This is a genomic window from Amycolatopsis solani (genome assembly GCF_033441515.1).
Classification (GTDB): domain Bacteria; phylum Actinomycetota; class Actinomycetes; order Mycobacteriales; family Pseudonocardiaceae; genus Amycolatopsis; species Amycolatopsis solani.
Genome location: NZ_JAWQJT010000001.1, coordinates 2556571 through 2580493 on the forward strand (window position 1 = coordinate 2556571; position 23923 = coordinate 2580493).

20 protein-coding genes and 1 pseudogene are annotated in these 23923 nt (G+C 66.7%); 12 read left to right on the forward strand and 9 right to left on the reverse strand.

Features of this window, described 5'->3' with window-relative positions:
• Positions 1 to 32: 32 nt before the first annotated feature.
• From SD460_RS12680 to SD460_RS12690, 3 genes are all read right to left on the reverse strand, one after another.
• Positions 33 to 1112, reverse strand: a complete 1080-nt coding sequence (locus tag SD460_RS12680; protein ID WP_290050369.1) for a protein NO VEIN domain-containing protein — start codon at positions 1110 to 1112, stop codon at positions 33 to 35.
• Positions 1113 to 1173: 61 nt separating this feature from the next.
• A complete protein-coding gene (locus tag SD460_RS12685; RefSeq protein WP_290050372.1) occupies positions 1174 to 3378 on the reverse strand; it encodes an AIPR family protein in 2205 nt (734 codons plus the stop codon).
• A gap of 474 nt (positions 3379 to 3852) precedes the next feature.
• Positions 3853 to 4167: a hypothetical protein gene (locus SD460_RS12690; RefSeq protein WP_290050373.1), complete on the reverse strand. Its 315-nt coding sequence runs from the start codon at positions 4165 to 4167 to the stop codon at positions 3853 to 3855.
• Positions 4168 to 4698: 531 nt separating this feature from the next.
• Between SD460_RS12690 and SD460_RS12695 the strand changes: the two genes are divergently transcribed.
• Both SD460_RS12695 and SD460_RS12700 read left to right on the forward strand, forming a co-directional pair.
• Positions 4699 to 5838 carry a PDDEXK family nuclease gene (locus SD460_RS12695; RefSeq protein ID WP_290050375.1) on the forward strand — a complete coding sequence of 380 codons (1140 nt, stop codon included), beginning with the start codon at positions 4699 to 4701 and terminating at the stop codon, positions 5836 to 5838.
• 826 nt (positions 5839 to 6664) lie between these two features.
• On the forward strand, positions 6665 to 8758 hold the full coding sequence (locus SD460_RS12700) for a type I restriction-modification system subunit M/S (RefSeq protein WP_290050419.1): 2094 nt from the start codon (positions 6665 to 6667) through the stop codon (positions 8756 to 8758).
• Here SD460_RS12700 and SD460_RS12705 read toward each other — a convergent pair.
• A pseudogene (locus tag SD460_RS12705) lies at positions 8751 to 8885 on the reverse strand (cytochrome P450); the annotation flags it as partial. The gene SD460_RS12700 and the pseudogene SD460_RS12705 overlap by 8 nt on opposite strands.
• 617 nt (positions 8886 to 9502) lie before the next feature.
• Between SD460_RS12705 and SD460_RS12710 the strand changes: the two are divergent.
• Complete coding sequence (locus tag SD460_RS12710; RefSeq protein ID WP_290050376.1) at positions 9503 to 10741, forward strand: hypothetical protein; 1239 nt, start codon at positions 9503 to 9505, stop codon at positions 10739 to 10741.
• Between the two features lie 25 nt (positions 10742 to 10766).
• Positions 10767 to 12125, forward strand: a complete 1359-nt coding sequence (locus SD460_RS12715; RefSeq protein WP_290050377.1) for an SNIPE associated domain-containing protein — start codon at positions 10767 to 10769, stop codon at positions 12123 to 12125.
• 16 nt (positions 12126 to 12141) lie between these two features.
• Here SD460_RS12715 and SD460_RS12720 read toward each other — a convergent pair whose 3' ends face one another.
• Entirely contained in the window at positions 12142 to 13365 is a 1224-nt protein-coding gene (locus SD460_RS12720; protein WP_290050378.1) for a cytochrome P450, read from the reverse strand.
• 68 nt (positions 13366 to 13433) lie between these two features.
• On the opposite strand from SD460_RS12720, the gene SD460_RS12725 reads away from it, so the two are divergent.
• The 5 genes from SD460_RS12725 to SD460_RS12745 all read left to right on the forward strand — a co-directional run bounded on the left by SD460_RS12725 (position 13434) and on the right by SD460_RS12745 (position 18226).
• Positions 13434 to 14042: a TetR/AcrR family transcriptional regulator gene (locus SD460_RS12725; protein WP_290050379.1), complete on the forward strand. Its 609-nt coding sequence runs from the start codon at positions 13434 to 13436 to the stop codon at positions 14040 to 14042.
• Between the two features lie 208 nt (positions 14043 to 14250).
• Complete coding sequence (locus SD460_RS12730) at positions 14251 to 15384, forward strand: Cys-Gln thioester bond-forming surface protein (protein ID WP_290050380.1); 1134 nt, start codon at positions 14251 to 14253, stop codon at positions 15382 to 15384.
• 145 nt (positions 15385 to 15529) lie between these two features.
• Complete coding sequence (locus SD460_RS12735; RefSeq protein WP_318306179.1) at positions 15530 to 16426, forward strand: helix-turn-helix transcriptional regulator; 897 nt, start codon at positions 15530 to 15532, stop codon at positions 16424 to 16426.
• A 79-nt stretch (positions 16427 to 16505) separates the two neighbouring features.
• Positions 16506 to 17345: a dioxygenase family protein gene (locus SD460_RS12740; protein WP_290050383.1), complete on the forward strand. Its 840-nt coding sequence runs from the start codon at positions 16506 to 16508 to the stop codon at positions 17343 to 17345.
• 134 nt (positions 17346 to 17479) lie between these two features.
• Positions 17480 to 18226 carry a thioesterase II family protein gene (locus tag SD460_RS12745; protein ID WP_290050384.1) on the forward strand — a complete coding sequence of 249 codons (747 nt, stop codon included), beginning with the start codon at positions 17480 to 17482 and terminating at the stop codon, positions 18224 to 18226.
• A gap of 26 nt (positions 18227 to 18252) precedes the next feature.
• On the opposite strand, the gene SD460_RS12750 is transcribed toward SD460_RS12745, so the two are convergent.
• Positions 18253 to 19272, reverse strand: coding sequence for a chitinase (locus tag SD460_RS12750; protein ID WP_318306560.1), 1020 nt, complete (start codon positions 19270 to 19272; stop codon positions 18253 to 18255).
• A gap of 386 nt (positions 19273 to 19658) precedes the next feature.
• Positions 19659 to 19907, reverse strand: a complete 249-nt coding sequence (locus tag SD460_RS12755; protein ID WP_290050386.1) for a hypothetical protein — start codon at positions 19905 to 19907, stop codon at positions 19659 to 19661.
• 314 nt (positions 19908 to 20221) lie between these two features.
• Between SD460_RS12755 and SD460_RS12760 the strand changes: the two genes are divergently transcribed.
• Both SD460_RS12760 and SD460_RS12765 read left to right on the forward strand, forming a co-directional pair.
• A complete protein-coding gene (locus tag SD460_RS12760) occupies positions 20222 to 20398 on the forward strand; it encodes a zf-HC2 domain-containing protein (protein WP_290050387.1) in 177 nt (58 codons plus the stop codon).
• Between the two features lie 45 nt (positions 20399 to 20443).
• Positions 20444 to 21076: a class I SAM-dependent DNA methyltransferase gene (locus SD460_RS12765; RefSeq protein ID WP_290050389.1), complete on the forward strand. Its 633-nt coding sequence runs from the start codon at positions 20444 to 20446 to the stop codon at positions 21074 to 21076.
• A gap of 64 nt (positions 21077 to 21140) precedes the next feature.
• Here the strand turns inward: SD460_RS12765 and SD460_RS12770 are convergent, their stop codons facing one another.
• Both SD460_RS12770 and SD460_RS12775 read right to left on the reverse strand, forming a co-directional pair.
• Positions 21141 to 21548 (reverse strand): hypothetical protein, encoded by a 408-nt coding sequence (locus SD460_RS12770; protein ID WP_290050392.1) that lies wholly within the window; start codon positions 21546 to 21548, stop codon positions 21141 to 21143.
• Positions 21549 to 21592: 44 nt separating this feature from the next.
• Positions 21593 to 22462: an oxidoreductase gene (locus SD460_RS12775; RefSeq protein ID WP_290050393.1), complete on the reverse strand. Its 870-nt coding sequence runs from the start codon at positions 22460 to 22462 to the stop codon at positions 21593 to 21595.
• Here SD460_RS12775 and SD460_RS12780 point away from each other — a divergent pair.
• Positions 22461 to 23921 (forward strand): hypothetical protein, encoded by a 1461-nt coding sequence (locus SD460_RS12780; RefSeq protein WP_318306180.1) that lies wholly within the window; start codon positions 22461 to 22463, stop codon positions 23919 to 23921. The two genes, SD460_RS12775 and SD460_RS12780, sit on opposite strands and share 2 nt — an antisense overlap.
• Positions 23922 to 23923 lie beyond the last annotated feature (2 nt).

A 23923-nucleotide genomic window follows, 5' to 3' on the forward strand; every position in this document is an offset into this window, starting at 1 on the left:
GATCGCAGATTCGGATATAAGCGTCTACTGGGTTACGGGGAGACGTTTAATTTCCACAGTGATAAGGCGCGGTCCTGCCGATTCCAATAATCGTCAGGTATCAGTTGTACAAGTAGTGCCGGTTCGGGCTCCTCTCGCAGTGCCCGTATGTCGCCTTCGTTTGTTGTAGTGACTTCCAGGAAGCGCCTTGTGCTTAACGTGCTCAGTGCGCCGACAATCGCCATTCCTCGAGCTGCAATCTGACGCGCAGCCACTTCGTCCGGGATATCTGGCGAGAATACGTAGTTTATTCTTTCCAGTCGGCCATTCTTGTCGAACTGAAGGTTCTCGGTCGGTGCCCAGTGCCCATTCCAGATCAAGAACCAGGCGAGCTTCCATTCTGCGGAGTCGGTGATGAGACGTCCGGCATTCAGCAGCTCCATTCGACGGACGGTGATCCGCCTCGTGTCCGCTGTGCCGCTGTGTCGCTCCACCACCTGTTCTTTATCTCGGTCAGTGATTACAGAAAGAACAAGGGGTGGCTCGACTGCCAGCCAGCTATCGCCCAGCAAGTACATTTCGTTAGCCTTCATGGACTCTCCCAGTGTCAAGCGGCGCAGCGACCCAGTGCTATCGAATGCCGACGGATCCACCAAAGTCCAAAGGCCGGTATGACTCCAAAAGTGTGCGTACAGTAGTCGCCCGCCGGTAGCATCGGCATATCGCTGGGCTGCGCTTAAGTCCTTCGCGCGGACGGTGGCGGTGGTTGCATTCGGAGCCACGTTCTTCACTTCGACCAATAGTTGACTACCGTCACGTAGCACGATGCGGAAGTCCGGGGGCTGGAGCTCGCCGTCGGCGTCGTCGAAGTAGTAGATTCCTGAGTCCTCAAACTTAATTAGACGTACGTTGCCGAGAGCCACTACGACGGCCTCGAAGGCGTACTGAACCTGCCAGCCTTGTAATCTGGAGACATTGTCGAGCGATGAGGCAAGGGCGTCGCTAATGGCCGCAACAGTTTCCCCGTGTCGGTCGCGCAAGAGTGTTTGTCCGTCTGGCTCCGGCAGTGCCAGTTCGATCAACGACAGGACTTCGAGTCCGAGGTTGCCTTTACGGCCACGTCGCAGTGCCATCAGAGGCCCTTTCGGCTAAATGGACGGGGTTCGGGCTGAGATGCTGGCATCTTTCGCTCCTTTACGAATCCGCATCCTTGGTCGTTTCTCGCTCTCGTGACCATTCCTCTGTAATGATTCGCTGCCAAAGTCGTTCCGCTATCTCAACGAGAGAACCCTCGCCTGGTACGTACCACTGTTTCGGTCCTTGGACGGCACTCCATGCCTCTCTCCAGTCCGCCTTGCGCCAGATCTGCGTGACAAGCCCACTTGGTGAATAACGCTGACCATCCGCTTCCCATAAGAGTGGCCTGCGTCGATCATCTACCCAGGTTGCGAAGGAGCGACCTTGACCATTTCTCAACCAAATTCCAATAGCCTGCTCTTCAGTTGGGCTCGGCTGATATTCAAGGCGAGTTCCTGCGGGGATGAGATTGTGGTCGATAATCAGGGAGACGGTGCTGGGACGTCGACGGGGTTTCGGGATATCTGACTGGAAGGTGGTCAGATCGCGCACGTTAGTGCCTTCAGCGAGCGCCTGCAGTACACCGGTCACCAATTGCTGACACCGCTGTTCGTTGGCGAAGGTGCTGGTAACATAGCTGCCTTCACCAAAAAAATGGTCCATCAGCGGTATCAACTGTGCCAGTACCCCCTCTACGAGAGCCGGCACCTCATTCAAGCCTGATTCCCACTCCGAGTCTATCTCCTCGATGCCATCGGTTCCCACAAGTTGGAATACTATGTGGGCGATGAGTAATGCACCGCTCTCGGCAATCGAGGCCGAGCGCCCAGAAAGTGTTGAGCGCACGTCATGAAGAGCGTCCCGTACTGCACGCATCAGTAGCACGGTACGCCAGATCTGGCACGCGTTCGGTTGTTTGCCGAATAGCCTTGTGTACGCCCCGCCGGGGCCTTCCTCCCAGAGTGCCTCTGTGGATCCATTAACTCTCACGGCTAATATTGGATCTGGATATGCGCAGGCCAGGGCGGTTGCGGCTTCGCGCACTGAGCAGCCAGATGCAGGGGCTGGGTCGATTTCACCACGCTTAAAAACGTACTCTTTGTCGAGAGTGAGCCGAAAGTCCTCTCGGATCAAACTCTGCGTTTCATCGATAGCGATGAAGTCGCGTCGTTCCATGTGATTTTGAGTGTTGGTGGCCTTGGTAATCTCCTTGGCGAACCCTTCGGGCGTGCCATTGACCGATATAATTCGTACAGTAACGAAGGCTTCGCCTAGTGCATCTGGGGTGCGTTCGTACGCGCGGTAGGCTGATGTTACGGTTTGAGCCCCGTTCACGACGCTCGCGTTGTGTAGGGTCAATCGCACAGGCTTGCTTGGGCCGCGCTGAGCAAAGAATTCCTGTTCAATGGTATTGCACTGGACGGTAATCCCATTGTGTCGATACCAGAACCCTTGTGGATCGTCGGTCAAGCTTTCGACTAGAGTCTGGTTGACGCCGGTTAGCCCCAACGATCGGCGCACGTTACGATCGTAAAGCCGTTCGCCGTGGTCGGCGTACCAGTTCGCTAACTCTTCCACGCACACGAGTCCGTCAAAAGCTTGATAGGGGGTCTCTCGCGAATGCCAACCTTCCGACATTGTGGCGACGATCGTTATTGGCTCGGGAGCTAGGTCTTCGCGAACCGCACGATGAAAAGCTGCTTGGTTTAGTACTCGGTGTTCGACCGTGCGTCCCCAGCCGCCGAAATCGATTGCTGCTTCCTTTAGGATCGCCTCGGTCTCCTCGGAGAGTCGTCCTTCGCCGACGACGGCTACAATAAGGAAGACCTTGCATGTCGGCAGACCTAAGACTCCGCGGACTCTGTCGGCGAGTGACTGAAGGCGTACGTTGAACTGGTCGAAATCGCGGTTATCAAGTTTCTTAAGGCCGTGTATTAATTTATGCGCTGCAGCTGTATTGAAGCCTGCTTGCCCGCGGTCGCTCCATTTTGCTTGAATCAGCCAAAGTTCGGATCCCGATGCGGAGAAGGCGACAGCGTCAATGCCGAAATCGTCGCGTCCGTCAATAACGCCAGCTGCGGCCTCGTCGGATGAGCAATCTGTAAGTATGCGGGCGGCTCTGGCAGCTAGTGCGCGCGACAGAAATGCGTTATCGAAATCAGTGCCGGCGCGGCCCTCGTAATCTGCCATTGAAATTCGCGATGTGAACTCGCGCCTCAATGCATCGCGGATGTGCTGAACCTCTAAGGGCATCTCTCGGCCGCGTCGACTGCCGCCACTAACGTCCACTGCTGCCTCGTCCCCTGTCTGCCCGCTTCGCATGATTGGCCCAGCGTACGGATCGTCGTGATCCGAGCAACTGTTACGGCTGTGCGCGGAGCCCACCTGCCGGCCTTCTCCCCGGCGCGCTTGCTACGAAGATGGGCGAGGGGGCAGTCCACCAGAGTTGCGCAGTCAGGGCGCGGAGGTTCACGCCGTAGAGGCCACTCCGGCCGCTACGGCGATCGCGCCCTTGTCGAGTCACTGCCGTTCGTCGCGGTTGCTGGCTACCCCTGAGCGTTTCCGGCTTCGTCGGCGAAGTAGGGCAAGCACTGCTGTGCCCGAGTTACTGCCCGCACCGTCGAGCCACGCGAGAGGCATGCCGAAGACGGGGCCGCTCCCGAAGACCTGCGCCGCGACACAGAGCGTCAGGACAAGGATCGAGACGTTGCACGCCGCTCTGCGCGGCTCGTCGATGATACGGAGGATCAGGCCGATTACGGTGCGCGGATCGCCGGGAGGCTGCCCGCTCCGTCGTCATCGAAAGTCCTCGAACTCGCCTGGGTGCAAGCCCGCGGCCACCGCGGCGACCATCGCGCCCAGCAGTTCATTGGTCGCGATCCCTGCCGCTTGCACCGCGTCCTGCTGGGCAATCGCCGACCGCAGCACCTTTGTCGGTTGTGCTGAGTCCTGCTCGGAGGGCCAGGCCACCGTAAGGTCCCGGATGTTGGCGTGGGATACCGTGGCCGATGCCGGAACCGACATGGCGGACAGCAGGACCGAGAGCAGTAGTGCGCGATCGCCGGACTGCTCCCTGGGCTGCACGATCTGCAGGACCTGCGCCACGGCCATCGTGATCAGCTCACTGTCGGTCAGCTCCGGTCGTCGGCCACGGCCCGCCTAGGGCGCCGCCGACTTGTCGCCGCCTGAGGCAGGGCGAGACGCCCGCCAGGCGGGAAGCGTCGTCACGACCGGAGACCTCCGTCTCCGGAACGACCTTCCAATCCGATGTCGATCAGCCGGTCGGCTGGAATGTGCCGGATAGCGGCGCGAGGGTGGTACACCACTGCGCACTGGTATGGCGTCGATCAGTCGCAGGAAACTTCCGCCACGATGGGCAGCTGTCGATCGGGTACTACAGGACGTCGCGGTTGATGATATCGCTCTCGGCGAGCTGTCGGTCGAGGCCGAGCGACGGTGCGGACGGGTACGGCGCCGCACCCGCAGGACCTGGACGTTCCTCCTTCCTCGCCACGCTGCTCGGTGAGGTGAACACCGTCGAAGTGCAAGCTAATCTGGCTGGCGTCGTGCTCGGCCGTGATCGTGCAGGTGCTGGCTGTTGCTTCTGTCGCGCATCGGACCTCAGGCGGGGAAGATGGATGAGTGGCCCGCAAAGTCCTGGTGAAACAGTCGAACGGTGAGCCTTTCACCTTGAGTGAGACTCCCGCTCCCGACGAGCACCATCTGCAGGAGGTGCTGAAACATCATCCTGAACTGCTGCCCCTTGATGACCTGGGACTCAGCGGCCCGTTGCTGATCGTGGGCCGAGAAACCCGGCTTGCGTCTGGCAGCGTCGACCTGGTCGGGCTCACATCGTCGGGGGAGGTCGTATTGGTCGAGTTCAAGACAGGGCCACAGAACCCCGACTTCCGTGCGGCGCTGGCCCAGCTCGTCGACTACGGCTCTGACCTGTGGGGTATGACCGTCGCCGACTTCGACAACGGGGTCGTCCAGCGCTATCTCACCAGCCAGCACTATCCAGTAGTCGATCATGGCAGTCGAACGCTGCAAGAGTTCGTAGCCCGAACTTGGTCGGGTGATGAATGCGACTGGGACGGGCTCGTTGACCGGCTGGCCGCTGTGCTGTCACTGGGGGACTTCCACTTTGTCGTGGCAGCACAACGGTTCACGCCACAGATGACCACTAGTCTGGACTACCTCAACACTGTCGCGCAGGTCGGCCGCTACCACTTGGTGCAGATGGTGCAGCTGACCGGAGCCGAGGTCACCGCCTACTCAGCGCAGTTGGTGGCTGGGCCGGCACAACGCGGCCGCAGCACCTCCGTGTCCAAGGTCAACGAGGCCGAGTTCCTCGCAGCCATCGACGATGACACGTACCGGGACGCGCTGGTAGATCTTCTTGCCGCTTGCCGCGCTCTGGATCTGACCTTGGCGTGGGGCGCGAGAGGCACGTCTATCAGGATGGTCACACCTGACCGACCCGAGCCGATATCTGTGGGATGGCTGCTACCTGATGGATACCACTGGCAAGGGCTCAAGTACGTGAGCCTCGGATATGACACGAGTACGGCGACGCAGACTCCCTCGGTCTTCGACGCGCTGGAGTCATATACAGCTGAGTTGGCGCGCATTCCAGGCGGCGAGCCGGCGAAGGCCAAATCGCTCAAGGCGTGGACCCGGAAGCCCGGCTCGGTCCCTGCCGCGATGCCGGCGATTGTCGAGGTTCTGGAGTCCCTGGTGCAACACGCCTCAGGTGAACCTGGGGACTCATCTGGCGAGTGACGAGACCTTATCGAAACAGGCAGACAGCCTGGACCACCAAGAACACCGACTAAATCGCGGAGGCCAGTGGCTGCCGCTGACCTGGTGCCCAGCCTGGCGTTCCTGCTCGCGCTGAGTCCGGCACCCTGCAGTTGCACGGTCTGGACGGAATCGCGGGGACGGGCCCGCATCGAACGGCTTCCATCCGGGCTGCGTCATACGCCCTTGGTGTGGCTGCGGCCTCCACCAGAGGCGACTTGGCGAGCCAGGCCTCGCGCTGCGCGGTGGCCGTCGCATGCGTCGAGCGGTGCTTCACGCGTTGATCGACGACGGTCGGCTGCAGCGGTGCTACGCGAACTCATCGGCAAGACACGACCAGGGTGCACAACCACGCGAGTGTGATCTACGCCATATTGTGCCAGGCGTGCGCTTGGCCTGCTCCGGCCTTCCGATCGTTGGCACGAGATCGGAGCCAGCGGTTATTGGCTTAGGAAGTCGCGCAGTACTACTGCGCACATGGCGCGATGCGGGACGCTCGTCCCTGGATGACCGCTCGACATGGGTCCACTGCTGCTAAAGTACGTGCAAGACGCACTCCTCCGGCAAGCCTGGGCTCGCAAGACTCACTTCGGCGGGGTGTCGAGATAATGCGCACTGGCACTGCGCAAGACCCAGGTGAAGTCAGGGGGAGATCAAATGAAGGCGTTCTTCGAGCTGCTCGGCAAGGCGATGCAGAGCAATGGCACGACGCTGCGGCTGTGTTTGCTGATGCTCGTGGCCGCGTTGGCGTACCTCATCAGCCGGCTCTAGCGGGCCGGGCGGAACCAGGACACTCAGGGGAGTGAAGATGACGGAAACTCGCGCCGCGGACGTCGCCGATCGGCTTTGGCGAGCGTATGCGCCCTTCCGGCGGGGCCGGGACTCGGCTGGCGATCTGGCTTCGATGTTCGCCCTGCTGGTCCTCGCCCGGTTCGTCGAGTCGAGGCGGGATTCGGCAGACGACTTCGTCAAGCAGTGGAAGCGGGCAGTCGCCGAGGCGGAGACCCGGATCTCGCCGGTGATGGGGCTGCGTGCGGCCCTGTCGAGCGCCGCCCGGCAGCCCGGCTTCCCGCTGCCGGATGTGCGCGCGTTTGAGTTCATGAACCGTTACGAACAGCCGGACGACGTGCCGTGGACAGCCGCTTTTCTCCTCGCGCTGGTGCAGCGGCCGACCCCGGCGGAGGTGGGGGCGGCGGACGTCGCCGCGCTGCTGCTCGATCGTCACCTCCAGGAGAGCACCGTCACCGCGGGCGAGTTCCCGGTGCCGCCCGCGGTAGCGCGCGTGCTGGTCGGCTTGACGGCTCCCGGGCCCGGAGATCGCGTTCTGGATCCGGCCTGCGGGTCCGGTGGTCTGCTCGCCGCCGCGGTGGCGCAGATCGCGGAGCACAGCCGCGTCGACGGAGCTTTCCTCGAGGCGTACACGACCGATCACGCCAATGCGGACCTGGCGATGGCGAACTTGGCCGTCCACGGCGTCGATCGGCCCGTCGTCCGCGGCTCGGACCTGGTATCGCTGTTCAACCGCCACGACACGCCCGAGGTCGACGTGGTGATCAGCAACCCGCCGTTCAACCGGCGCATCGAGAACGTCGAAAAGATCGACCCTGCGCACTTGCGCTTCGGCACGCCACCGGCGTCCAATGCGAACTTCGCCTGGCTCCAGTTCGCGGTGAACCGGTTGAGCCCAGGTGGCATCGCCGCGATGATCATGCCGCCGGCCGCCGCCTGGTCCGGCGGTGGCGAAGCGGACATCAGGCGGAAGATGATCGAGGAAGACGGTGGGGTGGTGCTCGCTGTCATCGCCTTACCGCCGAACCTCTTCGCGCACACCGCCGTCCCCGTGCACGTCTGGGTGCTCGCCCGCGACAAGGCACACCACTTGCCACCCGGCGGGACGGACTCCGTCCTCTTCGTCGACGCCGGTCGGCTGGGCAGGCAGGCGCCGCGCCGGCCACGCATCCTGACTGCGGACGACGTGGAGCGCATCGCCGTCCGGCTGCGGGAGTGGCTGAGGTCCCCCGGCACGGATTCCGACGAGGCGGGTTTTTCTCGCTCGGTGAAGCACGAGGAGATCCTCGAGAACGACGGAAGTCTCGACCCCAGGCTGTATGTCAACGTCGAGCGAGAACGACCGGCAGCGGCACCGGACCTCACCCGCGCACTCGAAAAGCTCGACCACCACGTGAAAGAAACGGCGTCCTCGAGCGCAGAGCTGGCGGAAAGCTTGGCCAGGTACGAACGGCTGACCCGCAACGAGACCACCCTTTCACGCCCGACGCTCGGCGCCATCGCGGCGGATCTGCTTGTCGCCGGCCCTTCCGGCAGCCACATCCGCGCCGAGGACTACCTGGACGCGCCGGGCGTTCCCGTGGTCATGCCCAAGGATCTGACGGACGATGGATTCGACGCCACGGGAATCCGGCAGATCACCGAAGACCACGCCCGCGGGCTGGACCGCTTCCGCCTCCGCCGAGGCGACGTCGTGCTGGCACGCCGTGGCGAGCTGGGCCGTTGCGCGGTGGTTCGTGAGGAGCAGGACGGCTGGGTGTGCGGTACGGGCTGTTTCGTCCTCCGGCCCACCGACGGACTGGACGCCGACTACTTCGCGGCCTATCTGCGGGGTGCGGAGGCGCGCGACTGGCTCAGCGCCCATTCGACCGGGAGTACGGGGATGAAGACGATCTCGCTCGCCGCGTTGCGCAAACTGCCGGTGCCGCTCCCTGACCTCGGGACGCAGCAAGCGATCGCCGCCATGATGGCCCGGCTGGATCACCACAAGCGGCTGCTGCGCGAGCAGCTCGACCTGACGCAAGCGATCCGCCGCGATGCGCTGAACTGGCGCCCGGCGTGCCCACCGGATGAGGCGGATCCCCTGGCTCACCGGCCGGTTCCGGCCACGTGACCGGCAGCTCGTGGACGCAGTAGATGTTCATGTCCGTGCGCAGCTTCACCTCCTCGGCCGGGACAGCCAGCGCAAGGGCCGGGAAGCGGCGCAGCGGGCCTTCGAAGCCGGCGCGCATCTCGGTACGGCCAGTTGCTGGCCGGTCTTCAGCAGGTCGTCGAGCAGTGCGGCGGCCGCCGCCCGTCATTCGGGGTAGGCCGGCCGCGCCCTCGTACTGATCGGCTGCTGATCGACGTAGTCCAGGCTGGCAGGGTCGGGTTCCCGATCGGAGAGGCTGTCTTCGAGGACGCTCACGGTCCCCGGGTTTCGACGACGTCCGCGTGCCAGGGACGGGCGGTGTGGAGTTAGCTGCCCTGCTGTGCTGGCACGGCTTCTTGCAGAGACGATCCGAACGTCATTCCGGACGCGTCGCGGAAGAACGCGGCGGGACCAGCACCGACCTGCCGCCGCACAGAGCTACTGTGGTGGATATTCGCAGGTCGTGAGGGATGGCAGTCCGTGTGGATGTTGTCCGAGCCTGGTCGGGGGCACCAAACACGCTGGTCAGAGGCTTGATGTGGCCGCGATGTCGATCAATCTCCTCGCCTCGCGCCTCCCGTGGCGAAGCGGTGTCCCGCCGTGGTGGTCTGCAAGACAATGACTCGAGTGTGAAACATTCAGTCCGGCTCAGCGATATTGAACAGCACTGAGATCGCTGAGGTCGGAGGCACATCGATGGGGCGTCGCCGAGGGTTCTTCGCCGAAATGCAGTACCAGGCTGCCAAGGCGCAGAAGGAGCGAGCGCGTCAAGCGGCCACCGCCGAGCGCGAGCGTGTACGGCTGGAGAAAGAGATGCACCGCGCTGTCGCGGCTGCGGCCGCGGCGCGGGAGCGGATGGCGCGCGCTGACGCGCAGGCGGCTGTCCAGGCGGAACGTGAGGCCAAGCGTCTCCACGTCGAGGCCCAGCAAATGCGAGTCGAGTCGCTCAACGCGGACTTGCGGGAAGAACTGGCGGCCATCGACGGGGTACTCGAGTCGACGTTGGCTGTCGACGACTACGTCGACCTGGAGAAGCTGCGTCGCGTCGCTCAGCACCCGCCCTTCGAATCGGCCTACTTGGTGCCGGTGCCCCCGCCTGTGCCGATCGTGGCTCCGCCCGAGCCGATCTTCCGGCCGCCGGCGCCTCCTGCCGGACTTTCGGCGGTCTTCGCCAAGAAGAAACACGCGGTGGCCGTGGCAGTCGCGAAGGGCCAGTTCGAGCAGGCTCATGCCACGTGGCGGGCGTTCGTCGCGCAGATTCCCCAGCAGCAACGGATCGCAGCCGAGCAGCACCAAGCTGCCGAGGGCGAGCGGTTGCGGCGATTGGCCGGTGACCGAAAGCGCTACGACGCGGAGTGCGATGAACGCCAGCGGGTGGTCGACGACGAGAACCGGCGGCTCGACGATCTGATCAACCGGCTTGCCGCGAGCGAAGCCGAGGCAGTCGAGGAATACGTCGGGATCGTTTTCGGCAACTCGATCTACCCGGAAGTGGTCGCCGCCAACAGCGACATCGAGTTCTCCTTCAGTCCGGAGTTCCGCGAGCTGTCGATCACTCTCGTCTTCCCGCCGCCCGAGGCCATCCCGACGACCAAGTCCTTCCGATACGTGCGCGCGAGCGACGAGATCGCGGAAACCAAGCTGGCGCAGCGGGAATCCACGGTCAGGTACGCCGATCTGATCAACAACATGACGTTGCGAACCGTCCACGAGGTCTGGGAATCGGACCGCGGCGGCAAGATCGACAGCATTTCGCTGGTCGGCGGGGTGAACCACGTCGATCCCGCCGTGGGCAAGGACGTGTTCGTCCGGCTGATCGCCTTGGCGGTCGACCGTGCGGACTTCCTGGAGATCGACCTGTCGCGGATCACACCGTCAGAGACGTTGAAACACCTTCGTGCTGTGGTGTCCAAAGCGCCCCATCGCTTGACGCCGATCGACGACAAGAAGGGTGTTCGGGGATGACATCCGCCGACGAGGGGAGCGCTCGGTGAACGGGCTCCGATTCGCTCCGCCGCCGGGGTGGCCGCCCCCGGAGCCGGGCTGGGTACCGCCGCCGGGCTGGCAGCCGCACCCGTCCTGGCCGCCCGCACCGCCGGGCTGGCAATTCTGGGTTGCCGAAGTGCCGGCACGCCAAGAGGAGCCGGAGACTTCGGGCTCTTCCTGGGAGGAGCTCGCGCCCGTAACGGGAACACTCGCGCCAGATCGCCACGACGCACAGTTCGACATCGACGAGCAAGACGAACTTCGAGCCTCGGTCGAGCAGGAGCTGCAGGCCCTTCGCGAGCAAGTCGACCAGGCGAGGAGTGAGCTTGTCGAACTCGATGATGCGGCCTTGCTGCAACAGGTCGGCATCTACGAGTACCACCACCCGCTCGAGAACGCTGTGCAGTACAAGGAAGCGCTGACCACGATCCGCCAGCAGGTGAAGGACTTCGTCAAGAACGGCACCGCCATCCTTGCGGCCGAACGGTTCGCGTACAACAACTCTCTGGCGCAAGGGCGGAAGATGACCGCCGACTTCTCGAAGTTGATGCTCCGGGCGTACAACGCCGAGGCCGACAACTGCGTGCGGTCGGTGCGCGCCGGCACGGTGGCTTCGGCGAAGCAGCGTCTCGAGAGATCGGTCGAATCCATCGCGAAGCTCGGAAAAATGATGGAAATGCGCGTTTCGCAGGAGTACCACGAGCTTCGCCTGCGTGAGATAGAGCTGACTGGGGACTACCAGTTCAAGCTGCAGGAGGAACGCGAAGCAGCCCGTGCCGAGCGCGAGCTTCTGCGTGAGGAGAAACGCGCTGAAGCGGAACTGCAGGCCGAACGCGAGCGCTTGGAGAAAGAACGCGACCACTACACCAATGCACTGGCGAGACTCTCGGAGCAAGGCAAGCACGACGAGGCCGGCGAGCTGCGTGAACGGCTGTCCGCCATCGAGTCGGCGATCACGCAGAACGACTACCGCATCGCCAACATCCGGGCCGGCTACGTGTACGTCATCAGCAACATCGGTGCTTTCGGCGAGAACGTGGTGAAGATCGGGATGACCCGGCGCCGCGAGCCCAAGGACCGCATCCTCGAACTGGGCGACGCGTCGGTGCCGTTCCCCTTCGACACCCACCTGTTGTACTTCTCGAAGGATGCTGTCGCGCTCGAGAACGAGCTGCACACGATGTTCGCCGACCGGCGGCTGAACCGGGTGAACCTGCGTCGCGAGTTCTTCTTCATCACGCCACAGGAAGTCCGCGCGGCACTGGCCGAGAAGCTGGGCAACGTACTCGAGTTCAACGACAACCCCGAAGCTTCGCAGTACTTCCAAAGCCGCTCGACGTGGCCTGAGTCCAGTCGGCGATAGCGCAACGTCGACGGCATCAACCGGCCTGGACGGTCACCGGGAACTTCGCCGGCCCCCGCAAGTTGATCCGGCCGTTCCACTCCACCTCGCCGGCGAATCCCAGGTCCGGGAACCGCTCCACCAGACGGCTGATCGCCACCTGCCCCTCCAACCGCGCCAACGCCGCACCCAAACAGTGGTGTGGCCCAGCCCCGAACGACACCTGATGACGCGCCTCCGGCCGGTCCAACCGCAACCGCGAAGCGTCCGCACCGAAGAACCGCTCGTCCCGGTTAGCCGAAGCCAAACAGGCCAGCACGAAAGTCCCCGCCGGGATCTCCTTCCCCGCCAACGAATACGGCGAAGTCGTGATCCGTCGCGTCTGCTGCACCGGCGAGTCGTACCGCAGGAACTCCTCCACCGCGTTCGCAGCCAACTCCGGCTGGGAACGCAACAGTGCCAGCTGATCCGGGTTTCGCAGCAACGCGTTCACCCCGTTGGCGATCAGGTTTACCGTCGTCTCGTGACCGGCCACGTACAGCAGCACCACCTGGGCCACCAGCTCGTCCCCGTCCAGGACCTGGCCGTCGTGCTCCGCCGCGATCAACGCCGTCAGCAAATCGTCGGCCGGGTGGTCGCGCTTCCAGTCGATCACCGAACGGGTGATCGCCGAGAGCTCCGCGTCCGCCGATGCGATGGCCTGGGCTGTCTCCTCGTCCGCCACGATCTCCAGGGAGCGCACCAGGGTTCCGCTCAGCTCGCGGATGCGTGCGTGGTCCGTCGGGGGCATGCCGAGCATCGTCGAAATCACCGCGAACGGCAGGGGGAACGCCAGTTCCTCCACCAAGTCCGACGTGCCCTTCTCCGCCATTCGCGCCAAAGCCGCATCGACGAGCGAGACGATCTGCGGTTCCAGGGCCGCGACCGCTCGGCGGGTGAACACCTTCGTCACCAGGGAACGCAGGCGGGTGTGGTCGGGCGGGTCGCGGTCGAGCATCGACAGGTTCAGCGCGCCCGGGTCGCCGTCCGTCGTCAGTGCTGCCTGCTGGTCGAGGAGGGGGCCCGCGGCCAGGTTGCGGACCTCCACCGACAGTCCCGCGCGCAGCAGGGCCGAGACGTCTTCGTAGCGCGAGACGAACCAGAAACCCAGTGGGTGGCTCTGCACCGGGTCCTCGTCGCGCAACACCTTGTACTGCGCGTACGGGTCTTCGAAGAAGCCGGGCTGGAACGGGTTGAAGAGCAGCTCGTCGGTGTTCGTCATCAGCAAACCCCCACCGGATACCTACGCCGTGTCGGTGACATACGCAGTGTATGTCCTATGCTTGGCGCATGTCGACCGTCAAAAGCCGGCGGGAGCAGTACTCCGAGGCCACCCGGGCCGCGCTGCTGGCCGCGGCCACCCGGCGGTTCGCCGAACGCGGATTCGGCGGTACCGCGCTCGAAGACATCGCGGCCGACATCCAGGCGACGCGGGGTGCGATCTACCACCACTTCGCGAACAAGACGGCGCTCTTCGAGGCGGTCTTCGAGCAGCTGGAAACCGAGGCGATGGAGCTGTCCGCGTCGGCGGCGGCCCGTGCGGACGGTCCGTGGCAGGCGGCCTTCGCCGCGCTCGACGCGTTTCTCGACCGCTGCTGCGATCCGGTTTACGGCCGGCTGGTCTGGCAGGAAGCGCCGATCGCCCTCGGCTGGCTGCGCTGGCAGGCGGCCGAAGAACAGTTCGCCTACGGGCTCGTCGAACAGCTGATCAAAGCGCTGGTGGACGGCGGTGACATCGACGACCAGCCGCTGGAGACGACGACCCGGCTGGTGTTCGGCATGCTCGGCACGGCCGGGATGGCGCTGGCCGAAGCGTCCGATGTGGACAAAGCGCGGCTGAAGGCCGAATACGCCTCGGTCATCGGCCGGATGGCGGCGGGACTGCGCCCGTCGGTGTGACCGCCTTTCCGCGGCTATTCGGACACCTCCGTGGTTAAGGGGGCACCCTGAGTAGCACTTGTGGAGTCTGTGTAAGCTCCGGATTCGCTTGACCGGGTGATCACTCACCCGAATCGGTGGCCGCAGCGATCGACGCCTGTCATCAGCGCGGCCCTCACGTCGTGGTTCGGGCTCGGATAGGAGATTTATGCAGGTCAGGTCAGCTCTCGTGCGTGGCGGGATCGCAGTGCTCGCCGCGGCCGCTGCGGTCATGGTCAGCGCCCCGTCGGCGCTCGCGGACGACGGTGCGGCGCGTGGCCGGGTCAGCGAGAACGCGGGCACCGTCGGCTACCGGCTCAACCTGGACGGCGGCGGTGACTACATCACCAAGTTGTTCTCGCTGAAGCTGTCCGACGGCAGCACGCTGAAGCTCTACTGCGTGCAGATCACCGTCGGCATGCGCACCGACGTCGACATGGTCGAGCGCCCGTGGAACAAGTACCCCGCGGCGAACTCGCCCTTCGAGAAGAACAGCGCGAAGATCAACTGGGTGCTGCACCACGGCTACCCGGGTGTCGCGCTCGACGCGCTGGGCAGCACGCTGGCGAAGGCCGGCGTCAAGGTCAACGACGGCATCTCCGAGCGCGAGGCCATCGCCGCGACGCAGGCCGCCGTGTGGCACTTCAGCGACGGCGTGAACCTCAACCTCACGAAGCCGCTGGCCGAGGCCAACCCGGCCGAGACCAACGCCGACGTCGCCGCGCTGTACAGCTACCTGACCGGTGACGAGAACAAGGGCATCGCGCAGCAGCCGAAGCCGACCCTGAACATCGCCGCGGAGAAGACCGAGGGTGCCGCGGGCACCAAGATCGGCCCCTTCAGCGTCGCGACCTCCGGTGACATCACGTCGCTGACCACCGAGCTGCCCGACGGCGTCAAGGTCACCGACGCCGACGGCAAGGAGCTGAAGTCCACCGACGTCAAGGACGGCAGCAAGCTGTTCGTCGACGTCCCGGCCGACGCGAAGCCGGGCAACGGCTCGTTCTCGCTCAAGGTCACCGGCGAGCTGGACACCGGCCGCCTGTTCGTCGCCGACAACTACGCCAAGAAGCCGGCGCAGTCGCTCATCGTCGCCGACTCGGAGAAGACCCAGGTGACCGCGAAGGCGGCCGCGACCTGGACCGAGGCGGGCGCCCCGGCCACCAGCCCCGCGCCGAGCACCACCCCGGGTGGCGCGCAGTCCGGTGGCGGCGACCTGGCCAACACCGGTGTCGACGCCGCGGTTCCGTTCGGTGTCGGCGGCCTGCTGCTGGGCGGCGGCGCGCTGATGCTGCTGGTCGACCGGCGTCGCAGCCGCGCGTAAGCAAGACGCGCAAGCTAGTCCCGTGAACGGGGCCGGTCCACTGTGGACCGGCCCCGTTCTTCGTGTCCGGACTACGACGTTCGGATTGCGATCATCGGGGCACAACCGGACGAAACGCCCGGTAATTGGTCTAGACTTTTCCGCCATGCGCGGTACCACCGTTCCGCTGGGGACCCCCTGCCCGACACCGCGGGCGGGAGAACTGCCCATGCACCGGCTGGAGGTGCCCGCCCCGCACGCGCCACCGATCGCCGTCGGCACCTTCGACGCGCTCGGGCCGCTGTCGCGCGCGGAGTTCCCGCACCGGCACACCTTCCACGAGCTCGTCCACGTCACCGGCGGCACCGGCACGCACGTCGTCGAGCTGGCGCGCTGGCCGCTGCGGCCCCCGCACCTCGGCTTCATCGCGCCGGGGCAGGTGCACCAGTGGGCGGACGTCCGCGGCCTCACCGGGCACGTCGTGGTGTTCACCGACGACTTCCTCCTCGACTACCCGGCCGACCGCGAACTGCTGCGCCGGCTGAGCGCGCGGCCGTGGCTGGAGCTGGACGCCCGCGCGAACGCCGGTGTCACGCGGCTGATCGCCGACCTGGAGGACGAATACCGCCGCGGCGGCGAGGACACCGAGTCGGTGCTGCGGGCGCTGCTGCACGTCCTCGTCGTGCGCGCGGGACGGCTGCCGGGGACGCCGGAAGCGCCGCCCGCGCCCGCCGGCGCCGTGGCCGAGGAGTTCGCGAGGCTCGCGGCCCGCACCGAGCTCGGGCTCTGGTCGGTGACCGCGCACGCCGAACGCATCGGCGTCACCCCCGGTCACCTCACCGAAGCGGTGAAAGCGGCGACCGGCCGCACCGCCGCGCAGCTGCTGCGCGAGGCCCGGACGCGGGAGGCCCAGCGGTTCCTGCTCCGGACGGACCTGACCGTCCGGCAGGTCGCGAGCCGCGTCGGGTTCGCCGACCCGGCCTACTTCTGCCGGTTCTTCCGCCGCGAGACCGGCTTGAGCCCCGGCGACTTCCGCCGCGGCGGGGAGATACACCACGACTGACCGGTCCAGTCCATCGTCGCCCGGGGAGTGCGCTGCCTACGTTCGAGGGGATTCCCGACGCCCCCACGAGGAGCAAGGCATGGACGAAGAGAACAAGCTCAGCCGCAAGACGGTGCTCAAGGCCGCGCTCGCGGCGGGCGTCGCCGCGCCGGTCGCGCTGATCGGCGGTCCCGCGCTCGCCCGCACCACCGTCGCCGCGGGCACCGTCCCGGCGCTGACCCCGGAGTGCCACGACGGCGACGAGCCGACGATCGCGCAGACCGAAGGCCCGTACTTCAAGCCGAACTCGCCCGAGCGGACCAACCTCGTCACGCCCGGTACCCAGGGCACGCGGCTCACCGTCACCGGGTACGTCTTCGGCCTCGCGTGCCAGCCGGTGAACCGCGCCCTGCTCGACTTCTGGCAGGCGGACGTCAACGGCGCCTACGACAACACCGGCTTCACCTTCCGCGGCCACCAGTACACCAATGCCCAAGGCGCGTTCACGCTGTCCACGATCGTGCCCGGCCTCTACCCGGGCCGGACGCGGCACATCCACGTCAAGGTGCAGGCCCCCGGCCGGCCGATCCTGACCACGCAGCTCTACTTCCCCAACGAGCCGCGCAACAACACCGACACGATCTTCGACGCGCGGCTGCTGATGACCGTGCGCGACAACGGCTCCGCGAAGGAGGCCGCCTTCGACTTCGTGCTCAACGTGCCGCAGACGGGCACGCCGACCCCGCCGACGTCGACCACGACGCCGACCGGCGGACCGACCTCCACGCCACCCGGGGGCACCTCCTGGGCGGTGGGCACCACCTACGCGGCGGGTGCCCGGGTCACCTACGGCGGACGGGGGTACGTGTGCCTGCAGGGGCACACCGCCCAGCCGGGCTGGGAACCCCCGAACGTCCCGGCCCTGTGGCAGGCCGGGTGACCTTCCGCCTGGGGCGCTCCTGAGGAGGGAGGGAAAAACCGGCGGGTCCCGGTCCGCACCCCGGGGCCCGCCGACCCCCCAGAATCCGCCGTTAGGGGTCGACGCGGGCCGGTCCGCCTGCCAGATTGGCGAGCATGAGCATTTCCATCGAAGCCGCGGAGTGGATCCGGCGCTTCCACCCGGCGCCGTCCGCGCCGGCGCGGCTGGTGTGCTTCCCGCACGCCGGGGGATCGGCGAGCTACTTCCACCCCGTGTCGGCGGCGCTGGCCCCGTCGGTGGAGGTGCTGGCCGTGCAGTACCCCGGCCGCCAGGACCGCTACGCCGAACCGCCGGTGGACGACCTGTTCGTGCTCGCCGACCAGCTGGTGGACGTGCTCGCCCCGGAGCTCACCGGGCCGGTCGCGTTCTTCGGCCACAGCATGGGTGCCAGCCTGGCCTTCGAGGTGGCGCGGCGGCTCGAAGAACGCGGCACGCGGCTGCTCGCGCTGTTCGCCTCCGGGCGGCGCGCGCCTTCGGCGTTCCGCGACGAGCGGGTCCACGAGAAGGACGACGACGAGCTCCTGGCCGAGGTCAAGCGGCTCAGCGGCACCGATTCGCGGGTGCTGGAGGACGACGAGATCCTCCGCATGGTGCTGCCCGCGCTGCGCAGCGACTACAAGGCCGCCGAGCTCTACCGCTACCGGCCGGGCCCGGACGTCGGCTGCCCGGTGGTGGCGCTGATCGGCGACCGCGACCCGAAGGTCACCGAGGCCGAGGCGCGGCAGTGGGCGGAGCGGACGTCGGGTGGGTTCGAGCTGCACACCTACCCGGGCGGGCACTTCTACCTCAACGACCACGCCGCGGCGGTCATCCGGCTGATCGGCGAACGGCTCGCCCGCTGAGCGAGCGAGCCGTCCGCGCCTGAGGTTCAGCAGTAGAGGTTCGCGCCGGGGTCGACGCCGAGGACCGAGGCGATCTGGCGGTACTTCGAGACCCGGCTCTCGACCTGGGCGGGGTTGCCGCCGTTGCACTCGATCGAGCCGTTGATGCTGCGGATGGTCTCGCCGAAGCCGCGGCCGTTGACCATCGCGTTGTGCGGGGTCATCGTGCCGGGGCCGCTCTGGGTGTTCCAGTACCAGAGCCCGGTCTTCCAGGCCACGGCCGAGTTCTGCTCGACCTGCCAGGGGTTGCCGAGCAGATCGATGCCGAGCGCGTCACCGGCGGCCTTGTAGTTGAAGTTCCAGCTGAGCTGGATCGGGCCGCGGCCGTAGTAGGCGGCCTGGCCGGCCGGGCAGCCGTAGGACTGGCCCCAGTCGCAGTAGTGCGGGTAGTTGGCCGTGTTCTGCTCGACGATGTAGACGAGCCCGCCGGTCTCGTGGTTGACGTTCGCCAGGAACGCCGCCGCTTCCTGCTTCTTCACGGTGTCGCTGCCCGTGTTCGCGAAGCCGGGGTACGCCGACAGGGCCGCGGTCAGGCCGCTGTAGCTGTAGAAGCTGTTGCGGCCGGGGAAGATCTGGTTGAACTGGGCTTCGCTGACGACGAACGAGCCGGGGTTGCCCGGGTTGGTGCCGCCACCGCAGTCGTAGGGCTCCCAGTACCAGGTGCTGATGATCGGGTCGTAGCCCGGATTGGCGTTCTTGGCGCGGTAGTAGCTGCCGTTGGTGTACTTGACGACCGCACCGACGTCGTACCACTGACCGGCGACCCAGTTCGGCGCGTTGCAGGTGGTGCCGCCGCCCCCGCCGTCACAGCTGTAGGGCTCCCAGTACCAGGTGCTGATGATCGGGTCGTAGCCCGGATTCGCGTTCTTGGCGCGGTAGTAGCTGCCGTTGGTGTACTTGACGACCGCGCCCACGTCGTACCACTGACCCGCGACCCAGTTGGGCCCGCTGCAGGCGGCGGCGGCCGCTTGCGGCGCCTGCCCGGTGGCGGCGGGCACACCGAGCACGAGCCCGGCGGCGGCGGCGAACGCTGACAGGACCGCGACAAGACGTCTTCTCAAGACTGGCTCACTCCTTCGGCCACGACGGAGTCCGGGCGCGGGGGCGCCCGGTGTCGGAGGGGGTGTGCTCATCCGGCCGGGACGAGGGTGACACCGGTCACTAGAACAGATTGGTCTAGTCCAGTCAAGAAGTCGGCCAGTCCGGGCAACGGGTCTGCGCGAACGTCCGCGGGGGAGGGGGCCTGGATCCGGTCGGCGGGGCGGTTCTTCACCGCGGGATCACGCGCCGGCGCTCGTCCCACCGGCGTCGGCGACCTCCCGCGGTGGTCGCGAATGAGTCATTCGCGACCTTCACGACGGCCGGGCCCGGGACGGGTCCGGCCGTTCCCTCGTCACCGCGCGTGCGGGATCCGCACCCGTGCGGCCGGCGCGAGCTGCACGATGCGCTGCAGCCGGGCGCGGCTCAGCCGGTGGAGCATCTCCCCGAGCTCCTCCCGCGCGATGCTCCCTTCGAGGTCGACCCGCGTCACCTTCACGACGCGGTCGATCTCCGAGGCGGGGAGCCGCCCCGCGAACTCCCCGGCCAGCCACACACCGACCTCGTCCACGACGTCGTCCGCCCGGTGGCTCCGTACGGTCATCGCTCTCCTCGTTTCGGGTCGCCCTGCTTTCCCTGGTCGAAGCCGGAAAATCCCGGTCCGACGCAGGTCCGACGACGGAGCCGCGGAGCCATGACGCGGAATCGGCGAAGTTCCGCGCACAAATGCTTTCCGTGTCGTGACCGGTGGGTACCGTGACCGCCGTTTCACCCACACGGCTCGTCTTCCTCCGGCCGTTGTCCGCCGATCGGGTGGAAAACGGGGGAACCTCGCCGGTCGCGCGTCCTGGCCAGGACCCTGGAGACGTCCGGTAGTGCGGGTGTTCCTTCGCGGGACGCGGAACGGAGACGCGATCCATGGGCCGGTACGACCGGACCGACCTCGGGGCCTACAGCCTGGGGTTGCTCGAGACCGCCGAGGCGGCGCGCGTGGAGCGGCACCTGGCGGCGTGCCAGGACTGCCGCCAGGAGGTCCGCGAGTTCGAGGCCGTCCGCGGCATGCTCGACCACCTCTCCCAAGTCAAGTCCATTTAGGACTCAAGCGGAAAATTGTCGGTGCCCGCCGGTAGCGTCCGCGCCGTGACCGACGACCAGTTCCTCGAACCGACCCGGGCCACGTACGCGATCGTGGCCGAGAGCTACGACGACCACGTGCCGCCGCTCGCCGAAGACGTCCAAGACCGCGCGCTGTTCACCGCGTTCGCCGAGCTGGTGCGCGACGGCCCGGTCGCCGACCTCGGCTGCGGCACCGGCCGCGTGACGGCGTTCCTGGCCGAAGCGGGCCTGGACGTCGTCGGTGTCGACCTGTCGCCCGAGATGCTCGCCGTCGCCCGTCGCGAGCACCCCGGGCTGCGGTTTTCCGTGGGTTCCCTGCTCGACCTCGACCTGCCGGACGGCGGTCTCGCGGGCGCGGTGGCGTGGTACTCGATCATCCACACACCGCCGTCCCGGCTGCCCGGCGTATGCGCCGAGCTGTTCCGGGTGCTGCGCCCGGGCGGCTACCTGCAGCTGGGGTTCCACGTCGGCGACCGGCGGCACCACCGCAGTGACGGCTACGGCCAAGAGGGGTTTTCGCTGGACATCTACTGGCTGCCGGTGGAGCGGGTCTGCGCGCTGGTGGCCGAGGCCGGGTTCGAGGTCGTCACGCAGGTGCTGCGCGATCCGGCGGCGCGGGTGCCGCAGGGGAGGGTGCTGGCGCGGAAACCGGAGTGAGCACCAGCGGGGGGCGGCGACCCCGGCCTCGGAGCCGGGCCGGTGGCCGCCGCCGGGGTTCCGCTCAGTAGTCGTCGCGGCCGGTGAACTGCTGCTCCAGCAGCTCGGCGGCGCCGGCGACCAGCTCGAGGGGGTCGGTGAACTCGTTGATGTCGAGGTTGATCAGCGGCAGCGAGTGGCGCAGCACGACGTGCTCACCCATCACGGCGATCCCGCCCACCACGATCGCCTCGCCGACCTCGGTCAGCACGGCGAGGAGGTCGACCTCTTCGTGCCGGGCGAACGGCGTCGCGATCTGCACCCAGTCTTCGCGCTGGTCGAGGATTTCGCGGGCGATCACGACGATCTGGGCACGTTGTTCGGTGTCGGGGTCGTCGCCGAAGATCAGGCGGATGCGGATTTCGTCGGGCTCGTCGCGCACCACCCGGTACGACTGCCTGATGTAAGCGACCAGATCGCCCCACTGCGCCACGCTTTTCTCCGTTCTCGTGCCTGTGTGCGCGCTCAGCGTAGCGATCAGGGCTTGCCGATCCGGTCGAGATCGGCGAGAACATCGGCGGGCAGTTCGAGTTCGGCGGCGGCGAGGTTCTCCCGCAGGTGCTCGGGCGACGACGTGCCGGGGATGAGCAGCATCGACGGCGACCGCTGCAGCAGCCAGGCCAGCGCGACCTGCATCGGCGTGGCCCCGACCCGCGCGGCGCAGTCGTCGAGCAGCCCGGACTGCAGCGGGCTGAACCCGCCGAGCGGGAAGTACGGCACGAAGGCGATCCCCTCGGCGGCGCACTTGTCGACGAGGTCGTCGTTTTCGCGGTGGGCGAGGTTGTACTGGTTCTGCACGCAGACGACGGGCGCGATGGCCTTGGCCTCGTCGAGCTGCTCGGCGGTCACGTGGCTGACGCCGAGGTGCCGGATGAGCCCCTGTTCCCGGAGGTCCGCGAGCACCCCGAACGGCTCGGCGAGCGACATCGGCACGGGGTAGTCCCCGGCGTCGTTGCTCAGCCGCAGGTTGACGACGTCGAGCACGTCGACCCCGAGGTTCCGCAGGTTGTCGTGCACGGCCTGGGTGAGCTCTTCGGCCGACAGCGCGGGTGGCCAGGCCTTGTCTTCACTCCGCCGTGCGCCGACTTTCGTGACGATGCACAGGTTTTCGGGGTAGGGGTGGAGTGCTTCCTTGATGAGCGCGTTCACGGTGTGGGGCCCGTAGTAGTCACTGGTGTCCAGATGGGTGACCCCACGCTCGACGGCTTCCTTCAGCACGGCGACGGCGCGATCGTGATCCCGAGGCGGACCCCAGACCCCGGGCCCGGCCAGTTGCATGGCGCCGTAGCCCATGCGGGTGACCGGCAGCTCGCCGCCGAGGGGGTAGGTGCCGCCGAGGTTCGCCATGCCGCTCCTTCGCTTCGGGTGCCGTTGCCGAAGTTTAGGCGGGTCTGGATCCCCGTGCCCTGTCATGATGGGGGACGTGCTGTTCGCGCCGACGTCCACCGCCGAACTGCTCACCCATGTGGTGAACGGTGCCGAAGAAGCGGGCTACAGCGGCCTCATGGTGGCACTGCTCCGCAACGCGGACGCCGGGAGGCAATTGGCCGAATTGTCCAACGAGTGGACCAGCCTGAACGACGTCACCGGGCGCCTCATCGCCGTGCTGAGTCCCGACCCCGAGGTGTGGGCCGTGAGGGGGCAGGGGAATGTCGCGAGCTACGCGGCCGGGCAAGACCTGCGAATCGCCTTGGGTGGCGCCGGACCCCGATTCGAACGCGGTTTCGCGGATTCAGTGCACGCGGCGCAACGGCGGGCTCGTGCACAAGCTCGGCGTCCCGGTCCACCGGACGAGCACCGCGACGCATGGACCGAAGCCGCGGGGCGGTGTGCCTCGTACTTCGGCGTCGACGAGGCACTGATCCCGGCCGTGCTCGTGCTGAGTTTTCGCGAGCGGACCGCGCTCCTGATCCGGCTGCCGTCGCGATCGGCCTTTTCCCTCTACGACCTGTGCAAGCGGATCGCTGCGGAGCTGGGCTGGTCGAAATCGGCCGCCGAGCTGGTTTCGACACTTCGTGCGCTCCGCGGGCGTCAGGCGCGTTTGCAGAGGATCGCCGACCCGTCCTGGAAGCCGTACGAATCTTTGCATTCACGCCTGACAGAGCGGCTCGAAGCCCACCTGACCGCCGAGCTGCGGGCGCAGTACGACAGCCTGGACCGGCACCTCCAGTCGGTCACCGAAGTGGCGCCCGCGCTGGTCGGGAAGTGGCGGGAGAATCTGGCCGGCCTGCGGTCGCACGGCACGGTCGAGGAGGTGTACCGGCAGCTCTTCGCCATCCGCGAGCACACGGTCGCGCCGCGGGAGCGGCACCGGTGGCGGCGGCTCGCCGCCGCGGTGGGCAAAGTGATCGCCGTGAGCGATCGCGTGGTCTTCCGGGCGTCCGAGCGGATCTGGGACCTCGACGACCCCGATCCGATCGCGGCCGCGGTGGAGCAGCGTGCAATCCGGCACGACCGCGAAGTCGACGAAGCGCGGCGGACACTGCCCCTCGTCGACCGGGAACTGAGTGCGGTCGCGGCGAGGCTGGCCGAAGCCGAGCCCAAGCGGGACTCGGAGCGGGGGCTGGCCGAAGCCGCCGAGGCGGCCGCCCGGCACCTGCTCGAGCTGACCGACCCCGACGTCGTCGACGGGAGCGGCGGACTGCGGGGGTACACCCTGCGCGTGGTTCAGGCCAGGTCTGGCGATCCCGTCGCGACCAGCGGCAACACCGTGCACGGGGACGTTTTCGGGACCGTGCTCCAGGCCGGCCGGATCGACGGTGACGTGCACATCCACCAGCCGGGCTGTGCGCACGAGTCCGGCTGAGC

Excerpts from the sequence above, each read along its gene's own strand:
- SD460_RS12680 (WP_290050369.1), bottom strand. The coding sequence starts at position 1,112 with ATGGCACTGCGACGTGGCCGTAAAGGCAACCTCGGACTCGAAGTCCTG.
- SD460_RS12685 (WP_290050372.1), bottom strand. The coding sequence starts at position 3,378 with ATGCGAAGCGGGCAGACAGGGGACGAGGCAGCAGTGGACGTTAGTGGC.
- SD460_RS12690 (WP_290050373.1), bottom strand. The coding sequence starts at position 4,167 with ATGGCCGTGGCGCAGGTCCTGCAGATCGTGCAGCCCAGGGAGCAGTCC.
- SD460_RS12700 (WP_290050419.1), top strand. The coding sequence starts at position 6,665 with ATGACGGAAACTCGCGCCGCGGACGTCGCCGATCGGCTTTGGCGAGCG.
- SD460_RS12710 (WP_290050376.1), top strand. The coding sequence starts at position 9,503 with ATGCAGTACCAGGCTGCCAAGGCGCAGAAGGAGCGAGCGCGTCAAGCG.
- SD460_RS12720 (WP_290050378.1), bottom strand. The coding sequence starts at position 13,365 with ATGACGAACACCGACGAGCTGCTCTTCAACCCGTTCCAGCCCGGCTTC.
- SD460_RS12725 (WP_290050379.1), top strand. The coding sequence starts at position 13,434 with ATGTCGACCGTCAAAAGCCGGCGGGAGCAGTACTCCGAGGCCACCCGG.
- SD460_RS12735 (WP_318306179.1), top strand. The coding sequence starts at position 15,530 with ATGCGCGGTACCACCGTTCCGCTGGGGACCCCCTGCCCGACACCGCGG.
- SD460_RS12740 (WP_290050383.1), top strand. The coding sequence starts at position 16,506 with ATGGACGAAGAGAACAAGCTCAGCCGCAAGACGGTGCTCAAGGCCGCG.
- SD460_RS12745 (WP_290050384.1), top strand. The coding sequence starts at position 17,480 with ATGAGCATTTCCATCGAAGCCGCGGAGTGGATCCGGCGCTTCCACCCG.
- SD460_RS12755 (WP_290050386.1), bottom strand. The coding sequence starts at position 19,907 with ATGACCGTACGGAGCCACCGGGCGGACGACGTCGTGGACGAGGTCGGT.
- SD460_RS12760 (WP_290050387.1), top strand. The coding sequence starts at position 20,222 with ATGGGCCGGTACGACCGGACCGACCTCGGGGCCTACAGCCTGGGGTTG.
- SD460_RS12780 (WP_318306180.1), top strand. The coding sequence starts at position 22,461 with ATGCCGCTCCTTCGCTTCGGGTGCCGTTGCCGAAGTTTAGGCGGGTCT.
- SD460_RS12775 (WP_290050393.1), bottom strand. The coding sequence starts at position 22,462 with ATGGCGAACCTCGGCGGCACCTACCCCCTCGGCGGCGAGCTGCCGGTC.